We start from the raw sequence: 12,182 nt of genomic DNA, 5'->3' as shown, positions 1-12,182 counted from the left end.
TCCCGCCCTCGCGAGGTCTCCCGGCGGCGGGAATGCGCCGACATAGTTCAACGTTCAACCTTGCGAGTGGTTGAGAATTGAACTACTGTGGTCCACGTAGGCCACAGACCCGCCGAAGGAGGCCGACATGCCCGCCGTGACCGTCGAGAACCCGTTGATCCTGCCGCGCATCGCGGCGCCCGCCGAGGGCTCCGTCCCCCGGCCGGTGCTGACCGTCGCCACCGCTCCCGAGGGCTTCGAGGGCGAGGGCTTCCCGGTCCGCCGCGCCTTCGCCAAGATCAACCAGAAGTTCCTGGACCCGTTCATCATGATGGACCAGATGGGCGAGGTGGACTACCAGGCGGGCGAGCCCAAGGGCACCCCGTGGCACCCGCACCGCGGCTTCGAGACCGTCACCTACATCATCGACGGCACCTTCATCCACCGGGACTCGCACGGCGGCGGCGGCGTCATCACCGACGGCGACACCCAGTGGATGACGGCCGGCTCCGGCCTGCTGCACATCGAGACCCCGCCGGAGTCGCTGGTGATGTCCGGCGGCCTGTTCCACGGCCTGCAGCTCTGGGTCAACCTGCCCGCCTCGGACAAGATGATCACCCCGAAGTACCAGGACATCCGCGGCGGCAGCGTCAAGCTCCTCGCCACCGCCGACGGCGGCGGGCTGGTCCGGGTCATCGCGGGCGAGCTCGACGGCCACCAGGGCCCCGGCGCCACCCACACCCCCATCACGATGATCCACGTCTCCGTGAACCCCGGCGCCGAGGTCACCCTGCCCTGGCGGCGCGACTTCAACGCCCTCGCCTACGGCCTGGCCGGCACCGGCACCGCGGGCCAGGACCGCCAGCCCTTCCGGATGGGGCAGGCCGTGGTCTTCGGCGACGGCGACAGCCTCACCATCCGCGCCGACGAGAAGCAGGACTCCCGCTCCGCCAACTTCGAGGTCGTCCTGCTCGGCGGCCTCCCGATCCGCGAACCCCTCGCCTGGTACGGCCCGTTCGTCATGAACAGCCACCGTGAGCTCCAGCAGGCCATGGAGGACTTCCAGGCCGGCCGCCTCGGCACCGTCCCCGCCGGCGAGAACTGACCCACCGACACCCCGGAAGCCCGCGTTCCCCGTCTCCGGACGGGGCACGCGGGCTTCCGGCGTTCCCGGACTCAACCTTTCGGCCGGCTCGCGCATTGAGAAGGGGTGACGGGCCGAGCAGCCGGAGGGGCGGATGCGCAGAACTGACGGGTTGAGCTTCGAGGAGTACGCGGCCGCGTGCAGCCGGCGGCTGTACCGGACGGCGTACCTGCTGTGCGGGGACGGCCACCGGGCGGAGGACCTGGCGCAGGCGACCCTGGCGAAGTTGTTCGCGCACTGGCGGCGGGTCTCCCGGATGGAGAACCTCGACGCCTACGCCCGGACGGTGCTGACCCGGACGTTCCTGGCGGAGCAGCGCCGGTGGTCGGTGGCCAGGCAGCTGGGGGTGCTGGCGGGGTCGCCGGAGGTGTCGCCGGGGAGCGACGCGGACCTGCGGGTGACCCTGCTGACCGCGCTGGCCGAACTGCCGGCCCGAGCCCGGGCGATGGTCGTCCTGCGGCCCCTGCTGCTGCACTACGACGGTCGGGCCTGGAGCCGGGTCGCCGCGCCGGACCTGGACTCCCGGTACGGCGAGCTCACCCACCTGGTCGCGGCGGGCCCGGGCGACATCTGGGCGGCGGGCAACGAGAACCCCGACCTGAGCCGACATCAGCAGGCCCTGGTCGCGCACTTCGACGGCCGAGCCTGGTCGCACCGGGACACCGGCGTCGAGCTGGGCACGTTGAACGGCCTGACCCGCACGCCGGACGGGATCGCCGTGGTGGGCGTGGTCGTGGAGAACGGTGTCTACCGGCCGACGGGGGCTCAACTGCGGCGCGGCGGTTGGGAGTCACTGGACCTTCCGCAGGGCCCCACCATCGGCGGACGGTACCCGCGCGGCATCGTGAGCATCGCCGGCCGGCTGACCGTCGTCGGCCTGGACAGCCGGGGCGAGGCGGCGGACGGGGAGCCGGTGCCGCCGCTGCCGTTCTCGCTGAGACGCTGAGACGCCCGGCACGCCCGTCTTATGACTATGCTGGCCCGCTCATAGTCATGCATTCTGGTCACGGGAGGAGGGGGTCCGTCCCATGCGTTCCGACCTGCCCCGCGGCTTCCGCGGCGTCACCGCACACCTGGGCGTCAAGGAGAGCGCGGCCGATTTCGCGCTGGTGGTCTCCGAGGTGCCCGCGCACTCGGCCGCCGTGTTCACGCAGTCCCGGTTCGCCGGGCCGAGCGTGGCGCTCAGCCGGGCCGACGCGCCGCGGCGGCGCAGCCGCGGCATGGTCGCGGTCTCCGGCAACGCCAATGTCGCCACCGGCCCGGACGGGGCCGAGGAGGCGGCGGAACTGCGGGTGCTGGCGGCGGAGTTGGCGGGCGTCGACCCCGGGGAGCTGGTGGTGGCCTCCACCGGGGTGATCGGCCGCCGGTACCCGATGGACCGGATCCGGGCCGGGCTGGCGGCACTGCCGGCCCGGCTGCCGGAGGCGGACTTCGCGGCCACCGCACGGGCCATCATGACCACCGACACCCGCCCCAAGCAGGTGACGGTGACCTGCGGGGACGCGGTGCTGACGGCGGTGGCCAAGGGCGTCGGCATGATCGAGCCGAACATGGCGACCCTGCTGACCTTCTTCTTCACCGACGCGGAACTGCCCGCCGACGTCCTGGACGCGGTCTTCCGCCGGGTGATGGACCGCACCTTCAACGCCCTCAGCATCGACACCGACACCTCGACCAGCGACACCGCGGCGATCTTCGCCAACGGGCTGGCCGGACCGGTGGACCACGCCGAGTTCGAGCGGGCCCTGCACCGGGCGGCGCTGCACCTGGTGCGGGAGATCGCCCGGGACGGCGAGGGCGCGAGCAAGCTGATCGAGGTGCGGGCCACCGGCGCGCGGGACGACGCGCAGGCCAAGCGGGTCGCCAAGGCGGTCGTCAACTCGCCGCTGGTGAAGACCGCCGTGCACGGCGCGGACCCGAACTGGGGCCGGGTCGCGATGGCGATCGGCAAGCTGCACGAGGAGACCGACCTCGACCCGGACCGGGTGCGGATCAGGTTCGGCGACCTGGAGGTGTACCCGGCACCGTCCACCGAGGAGCTGCTGGCCGCCGCCCGCCGCCACCTGGAGGCGGACGAGGTTCTGATCTCGGTCGAACTCGGGGTCGCTGACGGCGCGTTCACCGTCTACGGCTGCGACCTCACCGAGGGCTACGTGAAGATCAACGCCGACTAAACCACCTGACGCCCCGGCAGCGCCCGCCGCGGTCAGTCCTGCGGCGGGCGCGGCTCGCGCAACTGCTCCAGTTCGGCGAGCGCGGCGGCGCCGATCTCGGCCTTGGACTCCTCGGGTTCGGCGGCCCGCAGGCGGCGCAGCGCCTCGGCCAGGCGGTCGGAGGCGGCGCGCAGTTGGACGGCGCGCTCGGCGTGCACCCCGACCATCGGGTCGTCGACCACGGTGACCTTGACGCCGCGTTCCTTCGCGGCGGCCAGGATCGCCTCGCCGGCCTCGGGGACCAACGTCAGCACCGAGGCCGCGAACAGGCCGCCGGGCAGGCCCTTCGGACGGCCGATCAGGTTCTTGGCGACGATCTCGCAGGGCAGCGAGCGCTCCTGGCGTTCGGCGGCGGCGGTCGCCGCGAGCGCCACCGTCAGCAGCGCCTCGGCGGCCTTGGTGACCAGCCACTTGCGGCCGGGCACCGGCGGGAGGAACTCGCGGATCCGGTCCACCTCGCGGTCGACCACCACCTCCGGCAGCAGGTCGACGGTGCTGTGGCAGCGGATCTCCAGGACCTTGCCCCAGGCCACCGACTCCCCGTCGAAGCCGACCTCCTCCGGTCCGACCGCGACCTGGCCCAGCCCGTCCAGCAGGTGCAGCAGCCGCACGGCGGGGCCGGGCACGTGCGGCAGTCGGCCGACCAGGCCCGCCAGCGAGACCTCCCACGGTTCGGCCGGCGGCACGGCCGGCTTCGGGTGGGTCTCCAGCGCCCGTCGCGGCCAGTCGGATCCGGCCTTGGCACGGGCCGAGGCCACCGCGTCGGACACCGCCCCGAGGGCCGCGCCGGCCCGCCGCCCGGCGCTCTCGCCCACCTGCCTGATCCCCACCGCGCGTCCCCCCGCCGTCGCCGTCCCCGTGGCCCACCACGCTACCGGCCGTCGCCGTTCGTAGGCTGGGCCCGCGGGAACACCGCGCGACGAGGAGGCGGAGATGGCGACGATTCACCACACCACGGTCCGGCCGGGCAAGTTGGAGCTGTTGGCCGAGTGGCTGCCGGGGCAGGACTGGTTCCGGCCGGGCGGCGGCGAACTGACCCGGGCCGGCGGGTTCCGGCTGGACGACCCGGCGGGCGAGGTCGGCATCGAGCTGATGGTGGTGGCCGACGACCGGGCCGCCTACCTGGTGCCGATGGCGTACCGCGGCGAGCCGCTGGACGGGGTGCCCGAGGGTGCGCTGATCGGCACCGCCGAGCACGGCGTGCTGGGCACCCGCTGGTTCTACGACGGCGCCCAGGACCCGGTGGTGCGGGCCCAGTTGGCCGAGCTGCTGGCGGGCCGGGCGGTGCCGCAGATGCAGAGCGAGAGCGACACGCCCGACCGCGACGTGCAGGTCGCCGCGGTGGACGGCCCGGTCGCCGCGGTGCTGCGCCGGGTGCTGGAGCCGATCGGGGCGGGTGCCGGACCCGCACCGGGCGAGGTGGTCGCCGGGTACACCGCCCCGGACGGGTCGTCCGTGCGAGCGGTCTTCCTGACCGCGTCCTGACGTCCTCCTGACGCCGGTTCAGATCCGGGCGTAGAGCGCCGCGGCGTCGTCGTGGGCCTTGCTGCGGGGCCAGCGCAGGCAGTGCGCGTCGCTGCGCTCGGCGGCCCGGACCTGGCCGATCAGCTCGGCCGGTCCGGCCTCCGCGAGCAGTCGCACCGCGTCGGCCCAACTGCCCAGCTCCAGGCGGCCGGTGAAGCGGGCGGCGCCGTCCGAGAGGGCGGCCACGCCGTGCAGGTCGGCGAGGGCGGCGAAGCCGGTCTCGGCGTGGTCGGCGGCGTGCGGGGCGGCCGCGGCGATCCACGGGCCGTGCCCGGTGTTGCGGGCGGCCCGGACCGCGACCGCGTACCGCAGGTAGAGCGCGGCGCGCTCGGCACTGCCCGGGACGGTCGACCACACCTGCCGGCGCAGTTCCTCGCCGCCGGGAAAGCGCTGGTTGTCGCCGATCACCCGGGGCGGCCCGTCCTTGAGGTGCAGCACCAGCAGCGAGTCGCCGAGCGCCAGGTACTCCAGGGTGTCGCCGCGCAGCCGGGCGGCGACCACCATCGCCGCGGGCGTGGCCGGGTTGGCCAGGTCGCAGCCGCCGTGCAGGGCGGCCGTCCCGGCGATCGCGTCGGCCAGGCACTCGGCGATGCCCAGGTCGGCGCGGTCGGTCAGCCGGGCCAGCAGGTGCACCCCGAGGCGGCGCACGTACCAGGCGATTCCGTGGGCGCAGCCGGACTCCAGGGATTCCGGCGTGCTGGACCCGTCCAACAGCACCAGGGCTTCCGGGGTGGCCACCGCGAAGTCCTCGCAGCCGCGGTCCGGGCGGCGCGCGTCAACTGCCAGCTCTACCCGCATGGCCAACAGTCTGCGGCCGTCGCCCGGCCCCGAACAGGGGTCGGACAGCGATCCCTGCACGGATTGATTCGGACATAATGGGTCGAAGTACCGTAATTCAGCTCGCGACAGGAGAGGCCCCATGGTCTGGCAGTTCTTCGTACTGGTGATCGCCTCGATCGGCTTCCCGATCCTCGCCCTGCTGTACATGATGGGCGGCCTGCAGTACCGCGACGAGCGGCACCACGCCCATGACGCGGCGCGCCGGAGCTGACGGACTCCGATATCGAATGACGGCGCACCCGCCCGACATGGCAGGGTGTGCTTCAGCACACCCGCTCCCGTCCAGGAGGTCCCCATGAGCAGCGAAACCGCCCCGGCCGCCGAACCCGCGCCGGACGCCGACGCCGACACCCCCGAGGCCGCCGGGCAGGACGACCAGAAGGCCAAGTTCCTGGCCGCGCTCCAGCGCAAGGGCGGCGGCGGCCGGAACGCCGGCGGCGGCCCCGGCAGCGACTCGAAGATCCACGGCACCCACGGCGCGGCCGGCGGCAAGCGCACCTTCCGCCGCAAGAGCGGCGGCTGATCGGGCGCCGGCTCCGCGAGCGAACGGGCGGCCGGCCCGGTGCTTTCGCACCGGGCCGGCCGCCCGCCGCGTTCCCCGACCACCAGCCGTCGGATCCGCACGGACACCGCCCCCGGCCCCGAGCACAGCCGAAGGCACAGTCGCGGGCGCAGGCTCCCGCCCCGCACGACCGAAGGCTCCGGCAGAGCCGAAGGCCAGGGCTCAGGGGTGGGCAGGGACACCGTACGACCGACGGCGCGGGCACGGCTGAAGGCCGGACGCGGCCACCGGCCCAGGTGCGGCCGAAGACTCAGGACGCGGGGACCGGCACAGACACAGGCACCACCGAAGGCTCGGCTCAGGCGTGGCAACGGACACCAGCACAGCCGACGGCGCGGGTACGACTGAAGGCCGGACGCGGCCACCGGCCCAGGTGCGGCCGAAGGCTCAGGGCGCGGGGACCGGCACAGGCACAGGCAGCACCGAAGGCTGGGGCTCAGGGGTGGGCACGGACACCAGCACAGTTGACGGAGCGGCTGGCGGCTCGGGGGCGGGCTCGGTGAGGAATGCGAGTGCGTTGTCGACCACTGTGCGCTCGGACAGGACTCGGCGGTGGCCGAGGCCCTGAGTGGTGATCAGGCGCAACTGTGGTTCGCCGTAGGCGGCGTGCAGCAGGTGGGCCTGGCGGATCGGGACGACGTCGTCGTCCTCGTCGTGCACCACCAGGATGGGCGCGGTGATCCGCTCCGGGCGGCGGGTGGCGTCGAAGCGGTGCCAGATCTCGCCGGCGCCGGGGAGCAGCACGCGTTCGATCCGCCGGACCAGGTCATGCTTCAGCCGGTCGTTCAGGCCCAGCATCGCGGCGAAGCCCTGCACCAGGAAGTCGAACTCGGCGACCCCCGCGACCGCCACCAGTCGTCCGACCGGCACGCCCTCGGCCATCGCCAGGAACGTGCAGCACACCCCGAAGGAGTGCGCCACGGCCGCCTCGAACGGGCCGTGCCGTTCGGCCAGCCGCCCGATCACCTCGCGGTACTCCAGGATCGTGGTCGCCCGGCCCGTCGAGTCCCCGTGGCCCGGCGCGTCGAACCCGATGGGGCTCATCCCCAGGTCCAGCAGCCCGCGCACGTACGGGGCGAACCGGGACGCCCGGGACTGCCAGCCGTGCACCAGCAGCACCGGCCGGCGGCCGTCGCCCCAGCGGTAGACCCGCACCCGCTTGCCGTTGACCGTCATCTCCTCGGTGACGGCCAGGTCGTGCAGTTCCCGTTCGGCGGAGCGCACCCGGCTGCGGCGCATCGGGTGGCGGAACAGTTCGAAGGCCACCCGGCCCGGCGGGGCGGTGGCGAGGAGCGAGGCGGCGTTCAACGCGGTGCGCAGCAGGGCGACGGTGGGTGCCATGGCCGAGATATTAGCACGACCGTTCGTGCAGTTTTTGGGCTCGCCGCAGGGCGGTGAGCCTTCGGTCCGGGATCAGGCCGGAATGCCCAGCAGGCGGTGGATCGCCCGCATCGTCCGGTCGTAGCGGGACGGGTCGTCGTGCAGCACCGCGTGCACGTTCGCGCCGTCCATCAGGCTCGTCAGCAGCAGCGCGAGCTCCTCCGGGTCGCTGCCGGGCGGGAGGTCGCCGGACGCGGCCGCCGCCCGCAGCTCGTCGGTGATCAGGGACTCCCACTCCAGCGCCGCCTCCGCGAGGGAGTCCCGGACCGGGCCCGGCTGGGCGTCGAACTCGGCCGTCACCGAGTAGAAGAAGCAGCCGCCCTCGAAGACCCGGCCTCGCGAGTAGTCCATCCAGAACTCGCACAGCGAGCGGACCCGGCCCACCCCCGGCGGCGCCTCCAGCGCCGGGGCGACCACCCGGTCGTAGAAGATCCGCCGCGCCGCGCGGACCGTCGCCAGTTGCAGTTCCTCCTTGGACCCGAAGCCGGCGAACACCCCGCTCTTGCTCAGCCCCAGGTCCGTCGCCAGCCGCCCGATCGACAGCGCGCCCAGCCCTTCGACGGACGCCACCTGCACCGCCCGCCCGAGCACCGCCCGCCGCGTCTCGTTCCCGCGCTGGACCCGGCCGTCGGTGGAGGAGTCGACAACCACGAGAGCACCTCCGCGCGAGACCAGGGGAAGCCAAGGCTACGCCGCACCGGCGGGGGCGCGGGCCGACCCGCGCCCCTGGTGGTGCGTCAGCCGGTGTGTTCGTCCGGGAGGTACGGGGACTCGCGGAGGAACAGGGCTCCGCAGGTGTGGCAGTTGTGGTCCGGGTCGAGGGTCCAGCGGGTGGCGTCCTGGACGGGGGCGGTGGCGGTGAGTTCCTTGCCGCAGAGGGCCACGGGGTCCGCGTTGCGGACGATGTGCCAGCTGACCACGGAGTCCGTGGCGCCGGTGGGGCCGGTCTCGGCGCGCATCTGATGCATCATGATCACCATGGTCCGCCGCCCGGACGGACCCGGCAATTCGCGCCCCGGGGTCAGCTCCCGGGCAGCACCTCGCGGACGTCGATCGGCATGTTCATCGGCCGCCCGTCGTGGCCCGGCACCGCGGAGATCCGGGCGGCGATCTGCACCGCCCGCTCCGGGCCCGTGCAGTCCACCAGCCACCAGCCGTACAGGAACTCCCTGGTGGCGGGGAACGGCCCTTCGGTGACCTGCGGCGCGTCCGCGGTGGCGCGGACGATCAGGGCGGTCTCGGGCATGGCCAGGCCGCGGGCCTCGACCAGCTCGCCGGTGGCGGTGAACTCGGCGACCGCGTCCCGCATGTGGGCGAGGTGCGCGGCGACGTGCGCCGGGGGCCAGTCCGGGATCGGCGGGAACGGGGTGTCGGACAGGCTGAAGTGCAGTTGCAGCAGGTAGGTCACGGCCGGGCTCCTCGCAGTGCGGTGGGTTCACCGTACGGTCGGAGCCGCGGCCGCGGTCCTCGACACGGGATCAGACGGCGGGTCGCAGGGCCCGCCAGGCGGCGAGGGTGGCGAGCAGCAGGGCGGCTCCGGAGACGGCGAAGCCGAGGCGGGCGCCGACGTTCTGGGCGAGGAAGGTGACGGCGAGTCCGGTGAGGGGCAGGGTGCCGGTCATCGCGCTGCCCCACAGGGACATCACCCGGCCGCGCATCTCGGGTGCGGAGCGCAGCTGGGCGAGGGTGTTGGCGCTGGCGATGTACCAGATGGAGGTGAGTCCGACGGCGGCCATGCCGGGCACGGCGACGTACACGTCCGGGGCGAGCGCGGTGGCGAGCACGGCGACCGAGGTGGCGACCGAGAGGGTGCGGACCCGGCGCGGGGTGGGTTCGGGGGCGGAGGCGGCGAGCAGCGCGCCCGGCAGGCCGCCGAGTCCGAACGCGGCCATCAGCAGGCTGTAGCCGGTCGGGCCGAGGTGGAGGGCGCGGTCGACCAGCGGCGGCACGGTGAGGTTCATCGCGAAGATCAGGCCGCTGGCGGCGGACATCGGCAGCAGGCCGCGGATGATCGGGGAGCGGCGGGCGTAGGCCAGGCCCTCGCGGGCGCTCGCCCTCTGGCGCAGGGCGGCGGCGGTGCGGTCGACGGGGGCGGCCGGGCGCAGCTTGCTCAGGGCGAGCAGCGGCGCGCAGTAGGTGAGGGCGTTGAAGGCGAAGGCCGGCGCGGGGCCGCCGAAGGAGAGCAGGGCGCCGGCGACGCTCGGCCCGATCACCCGGGAGGCGTTGAGGGCGACCTCCCACAGGCCGACGGCGCTGGCCACCGAGCCGGCGCCGACCAGGTCGACCACGAAGACCTGGCGGGCGGGGGAGTCGACGGTGGCGACCAGTCCGGTGCAGGTGGCGAGGGTCAGCAGCAGCCAGAGGTGCTGGCCGAACAGCGCGGTGGTGACGGCCAGCGCGAGGCCGAGGGAGAGCATCAGGGCCTGGGTGACCATCAGCAGGCGGCGCCGCTCGGAGCGGTCCACCAGGGCGCCCGCCCACGGGCCGAGGACCAGCGTGGGGCCCCAGGTGCAGGCCGTCAGCAGGGTCAACCAGACGGCGTTGTGGGTGAGTTGGTAGATCATCCAGGAGAGGACGACGCCCTGGGCGAGTGCGCCGGAGGCGGACATCAGCTGTCCGGCGAACCAGATCCGGAAGTCCCGGCCCTGCAGGGCCTGGCCCATCCGGGCGAGGGCGAGGCGGGATGCGGAGGCCGGCTCCGCGGCGGTGGTGGTCATGGTCCCCTCCGACGAGTGGACTAGACCATAGCCGGAGAGCCGGGGCCGACCGCCAGCGGGTTTCGGCCCGTGGGACGCGGCGGGGACGGGGCGTCAGGACGCGGTGCGCAGCAGCGGGGCGCTGAGGATCTTGTCGAAGCTGACGGTGGCGCCGCGCTGGGGGTGGGTGCGCAGCTGCACGTGGTCGGCGAGCGCGTGGATGAGGAACAGGCCGCGGCCGCACTCGGCTTCCAGGTCCGGGACGGTGTCGGCGGGCGCAGCGAGGAGGGCGGGGCGCAGCGGGGGCAGCACGTGGGTGTCGTACGGGGCCGGACGGTCGGTGGGGCGGCGGACGGCCAGCACCCGGGCGGGGACCGAGGCCCGGCCGCGGCGGGTGCGGCAGCGCGGGGCGGGCCGGTCGGCGGCGGGGCGGTCGCCGGTGGGGCGGCGCGGCGGGGCCGGGCGGGGGGCGGCCGGGGCGGGGCTGGTGTTGGCGACCTCGATGCGCACCCGGTCGCCGCCGAGCGAGGCCGTGACCTGGAAGGTGTCGCCGGGGTGGGCGGGGACGGCGTGCTCGACGGCGTTGGCGCAGGCCTCGGTGAGGGCCAGGCCGAGGTCGAAGGCGACCTGCGGGTCGACTCCGGCGGAGTCCATGGCGCCGAGCAGGATGCGGCGGGCGAGCGGCACGCTGGCCGGGTCGCGCTTGAGGTGCAGAGTCCACCAGATGTCCACGGGAGATCCCTCCTGGCTGCGGCTCCACATACAACTAGCTATCTCCTCGGCTACGCGCGGTGAACCGTCCGCACTCGCCGGTACCGCTCGTTCGGCGGATGGACTGGTCCTGTCGGGTGTGCCGAGCAGCGCGCGGCCCAGGAAGTGCGCCGGGCGGGATCCGGCCACCCACGGCGGGTTCCGGCCCCTGCCCCGGGGTCCGGTGTAGGCGGTGAGATGATGTCCCGGCCATGACTGAGCTCCCCGCTGCCGCCCTCCCCCGGCCTCCGGCCGGGGGGACCCCCATGGGCGCCGCCGTGCCCGCTGGGCGGGCCTCGGTGGCCGCCTGGGACCTGCGGGTGCTGCGGGCGGTGCCGTTCGCGCTGGTCTGCACGCTGGTGGCGGCCTTCGGGCACGCCCGGGCGGGCGGCGCGGTGGCGCCGGACACGCTGGCGGCGGGTTTCGCCGCGGTGTGCGCGCTGGCAGCGCTGGCCGGCGGGCGGGAGCGCTCGCTGGGGGCGATCGCGGCGGCGCTGGCCGGCGGCCAGCTGGGACTGCACCTGCTGTTCCACCGGTTCGCGAGCGGACTGGGCGGCGGCGGTGCGGCGATGCCGCACGCGGAGATGGCCGCGATGGGCGGCCCGGACCCGCTGGCCGCGGTCGCGGGTCGGCTGCTGTGCAACGACACGCCCGGTGACGGGCTGACGGTCGTTCCGCTGGACACCACGCCGGAGCAGGTGGTGAGCGCGGCGGGTCTGGATCCGCAGGCGCTGGCCGCCGCGGCGGCCCCGCACGTGTCCGGCTGGCTGGGGCTGACGCCCGCGATGCTGCTGGGCCACCTCGCGGCGGCGCTGGTCGCCGGCTGGTGGCTGCGGCGCGGCGAGGCCGCGCTGTGGCGGCTGGTGCGGACGGCGGCGCTGACCGCGCGCGAGTGGGCGGCCCCGGTGCGGACGGCGGTGGCGCTGCTGACGACGCTGCTGCTGGCCGCCGAGCGCCCGGCGGCCCCGGCGCGGGGCGGACGTCCGGAGGACTGGCCGCTGCCGGTGGCGGCGGCGCTGCGGCACTGCGTGCTGCGCAGGGGACCGCCCGCGGTGGCGTTCGCGCGCTGAGCGGGGCCCGGAGGGCCGGGCTCG

14 protein-coding genes and 1 pseudogene are annotated in these 12,182 nt (G+C 74.6%); 7 read left to right on the top strand and 8 right to left on the bottom strand.

Translation table 11 applies throughout. The features are described from left to right. The first annotated feature begins 127 nt into the window (after positions 1-127). The 3 genes and pseudogenes from BX266_RS18830 to argJ all read left to right on the top strand — a co-directional run bounded on the left by BX266_RS18830 (position 128) and on the right by argJ (position 3,297). Positions 128-1,084, top strand: coding sequence for a pirin family protein (locus BX266_RS18830; RefSeq protein WP_099901360.1), 957 nt, complete (start codon positions 128-130; stop codon positions 1,082-1,084). 133 nt (positions 1,085-1,217) lie between these two features. Further along, a pseudogene (locus tag BX266_RS18825) lies at positions 1,218-1,631 on the top strand (sigma factor); the annotation flags it as partial. A 520-nt stretch (positions 1,632-2,151) separates the two neighbouring features. Further along, positions 2,152-3,297 (top strand): bifunctional glutamate N-acetyltransferase/amino-acid acetyltransferase ArgJ, encoded by a 1,146-nt coding sequence (gene argJ / locus BX266_RS18820; protein ID WP_099901358.1) that lies wholly within the window; start codon positions 2,152-2,154, stop codon positions 3,295-3,297. A 32-nt stretch (positions 3,298-3,329) separates the two neighbouring features. Here the strand turns inward: argJ and BX266_RS18815 are convergent, their stop codons facing one another. Beyond that, positions 3,330-4,151, bottom strand: coding sequence for a hypothetical protein (locus BX266_RS18815; RefSeq protein ID WP_099901356.1), 822 nt, complete (start codon positions 4,149-4,151; stop codon positions 3,330-3,332). Positions 4,152-4,269: 118 nt separating this feature from the next. Here BX266_RS18815 and BX266_RS18810 point away from each other — a divergent pair, with 118 nt between their 5' ends. Continuing rightward, complete coding sequence (locus BX266_RS18810) at positions 4,270-4,821, top strand: maltokinase N-terminal cap-like domain-containing protein (RefSeq protein ID WP_099901354.1); 552 nt, start codon at positions 4,270-4,272, stop codon at positions 4,819-4,821. Between the two features lie 18 nt (positions 4,822-4,839). Here the strand turns inward: BX266_RS18810 and BX266_RS18805 are convergent, their stop codons facing one another. Further along, positions 4,840-5,658 carry an integrase gene (locus BX266_RS18805; RefSeq protein WP_143686960.1) on the bottom strand — a complete coding sequence of 273 codons (819 nt, stop codon included), beginning with the start codon at positions 5,656-5,658 and terminating at the stop codon, positions 4,840-4,842. A 121-nt stretch (positions 5,659-5,779) separates the two neighbouring features. Between BX266_RS18805 and BX266_RS40035 the strand changes: the two genes are divergently transcribed. Both BX266_RS40035 and BX266_RS18800 read left to right on the top strand, forming a co-directional pair. After that, positions 5,780-5,911, top strand: a complete 132-nt coding sequence (locus tag BX266_RS40035) for a hypothetical protein (RefSeq protein ID WP_259464750.1) — start codon at positions 5,780-5,782, stop codon at positions 5,909-5,911. A gap of 84 nt (positions 5,912-5,995) precedes the next feature. After that, positions 5,996-6,223 (top strand): DUF5302 domain-containing protein, encoded by a 228-nt coding sequence (locus BX266_RS18800; RefSeq protein ID WP_099901350.1) that lies wholly within the window; start codon positions 5,996-5,998, stop codon positions 6,221-6,223. 426 nt (positions 6,224-6,649) lie between these two features. Here the strand turns inward: BX266_RS18800 and BX266_RS18795 are convergent, their stop codons facing one another. The 6 genes from BX266_RS18795 to BX266_RS18770 all read right to left on the bottom strand — a co-directional run bounded on the left by BX266_RS18795 (position 6,650) and on the right by BX266_RS18770 (position 11,070). Further along, entirely contained in the window at positions 6,650-7,603 is a 954-nt protein-coding gene (locus tag BX266_RS18795) for an alpha/beta fold hydrolase (protein ID WP_099901348.1), read from the bottom strand. Between the two features lie 72 nt (positions 7,604-7,675). Continuing rightward, positions 7,676-8,293 carry a TetR/AcrR family transcriptional regulator gene (locus tag BX266_RS18790; RefSeq protein ID WP_099901346.1) on the bottom strand — a complete coding sequence of 206 codons (618 nt, stop codon included), beginning with the start codon at positions 8,291-8,293 and terminating at the stop codon, positions 7,676-7,678. An 86-nt stretch (positions 8,294-8,379) separates the two neighbouring features. Then, the gene (locus BX266_RS18785; RefSeq protein WP_099908033.1) at positions 8,380-8,613 is read right to left on the bottom strand and encodes a hypothetical protein; all 234 of its coding nucleotides are present in this window, start codon (positions 8,611-8,613) and stop codon (positions 8,380-8,382) included. A gap of 50 nt (positions 8,614-8,663) precedes the next feature. Further along, positions 8,664-9,050 carry a YciI family protein gene (locus BX266_RS18780; RefSeq protein WP_099901344.1) on the bottom strand — a complete coding sequence of 129 codons (387 nt, stop codon included), beginning with the start codon at positions 9,048-9,050 and terminating at the stop codon, positions 8,664-8,666. Positions 9,051-9,120: 70 nt separating this feature from the next. After that, positions 9,121-10,359, bottom strand: a complete 1,239-nt coding sequence (locus BX266_RS18775) for an MFS transporter (RefSeq protein ID WP_099901342.1) — start codon at positions 10,357-10,359, stop codon at positions 9,121-9,123. Positions 10,360-10,452: 93 nt separating this feature from the next. Then, positions 10,453-11,070 (bottom strand): ATP-binding protein, encoded by a 618-nt coding sequence (locus BX266_RS18770; RefSeq protein WP_180290531.1) that lies wholly within the window; start codon positions 11,068-11,070, stop codon positions 10,453-10,455. 284 nt (positions 11,071-11,354) lie between these two features. On the opposite strand from BX266_RS18770, the gene BX266_RS18765 reads away from it, so the two are divergent. Beyond that, positions 11,355-12,158, top strand: a complete 804-nt coding sequence (locus BX266_RS18765; RefSeq protein ID WP_099901338.1) for a hypothetical protein — start codon at positions 11,355-11,357, stop codon at positions 12,156-12,158. Positions 12,159-12,182: the final 24 nt, after the last annotated feature.

Source organism: Streptomyces sp. TLI_171, from assembly GCF_003610255.1.
Classification (GTDB): Bacteria; Actinomycetota; Actinomycetes; order Streptomycetales; family Streptomycetaceae; genus Kitasatospora.
The sequence above is the reverse complement of the archived record's forward strand: the minus strand, read 5'-3'. Positions and strand labels throughout refer to the sequence as shown.